The 1,447-nt window shown below is 67.4% G+C and carries 1 protein-coding gene; it reads left to right on the top strand.

The genetic code is table 11. The annotated features are described in order from the left end of the window. Positions 1–232 precede the first annotated feature (232 nt). Positions 233–1,429 carry an IS110 family transposase gene (locus tag AB0436_RS30520; RefSeq protein ID WP_366471171.1) on the top strand — a complete coding sequence of 399 codons (1,197 nt, stop codon included), beginning with the start codon at positions 233–235 and terminating at the stop codon, positions 1,427–1,429. Positions 1,430–1,447: the final 18 nt, after the last annotated feature.

The following is a 1,447-nucleotide window of genomic DNA, read 5'->3' as shown; positions in this document are numbered from 1 at the left end:
CGGCTCTACCGTCTTGATCGGGTTGATCGAGCCATTCGTAGGGTTGGGTCACCCAGGGGTGCTGGGTGTGGCTATCAGGCGGCTGCCGTCTCGTGGCTTGCCTCGCTTCGCCGCCCGGCACCCCACGACGACTCGGCCGCCGATTAGGAAGTGCGAACAAGTCGCTGCGTAGAGCAATGCCGGCGAGGTCGTCCGTGGTACGCACAGAACGAACACAGACGTCAGGAGCACGATGAGCCGGATATGGGCGGGGATCGACAGCGGCAAAGGCCACCATCACGGCCTCGCCCTGGACACGGACGGCAAGACGCTGTTGTCGCGGCGGGCTGCCAACGACGAACCCGAGCTGTTGAAGCTGATCGGTGATGTCCTCGACCTGGCAGACGGCCGCCCGGTCACCTGGGCCATCGACATGACCGGCGGTGAGCCCGCGCTGCTGCTGGCCCTGCTGATCAACCACGGCCAGGAAGTCCTCTATATGCCCGGCCGGCTGGTGAACAGGGCCTCCGACGGCTACCGGGGCGAGGGCAAGACCGATGCCCGCGACGCCTACGTCATCGCCGACCAGGCCAGAATGCGCCGCGACCTGCGGCCCATCCGCCCCGGCGACGAAGCCGCCATCGAGTTGAAGCTGCTGACCAGCCGCCGGGCCGACCTGGTCGAGGACCGCACCCGCGCGGTGAACCGCCTGCGCGGCACCCTGCTGAGCATGTTCCCCGCCCTGGAACGGGCCCTGGAGGTCACCAACACCGGCCCGCTCAGGCTGTTGACGGGCTATCAGACGCCGGCCGCGATCCGCCGCGCCGGAGTCTCGCGGCTGACCACCTGGCTGACCAACCGCAAGGTCCGCAACGCGAGATCCCTGGCCGAGGCCGCGGTCGAGGCTGCCGAGCGCCAGCACACCGCCGTCCCCGGGGAGAAGACCATCGCGAAGCTGGTCCACACCCTGGCCGAGGAGGTGATGGCCCTCAACCAGCAGGTTTCCGAGATGGACAAGCTCATCGAGGGCCGGTTTCGCGAGCACGAACTCGCCGACATCCTCCTGAGCGTCCCCGGCATCGGTGCCGTGCTCGGCGCGGAGTTCCTCGCCGCTGTTGGCGGCGGCCTGGAGGAATTCGACTCGCCGGATGCTCTGGCGGCCTTCGCCGGAGTCGCCCCGGCACCTCGCGATTCGGGCAAAGTCAGCGGCAACCTCCACCGGCCAGTCACCTACCACCGCAGGCTCCAGCGGGTGTTCTACACCTCCGCGTTGGTCAGCGTCCGCTACGACCCGAATTCGCGGAAGTTCTACGACCGCAAACGCGCGGAGGGCAAGAAGCACGTTCAGGCCGTACTCGCCCTCGCCCGCCGACGCGTCAACGTTCTGTGGGCCTTGATCCGTGACCGACGGTGCTATCAAGTCGCACCTCCAGTGACTATGACTGCTTGACAACAGCATTAGGAAGCG

Source organism: Streptomyces sp. NPDC051322, assembly GCF_040689485.1.
Classification (GTDB): domain Bacteria; phylum Actinomycetota; class Actinomycetes; order Streptomycetales; family Streptomycetaceae; genus Streptomyces.
Note: the sequence above shows the minus strand (reverse complement) of the source record. Positions and strands in the feature narration are given on the sequence as shown.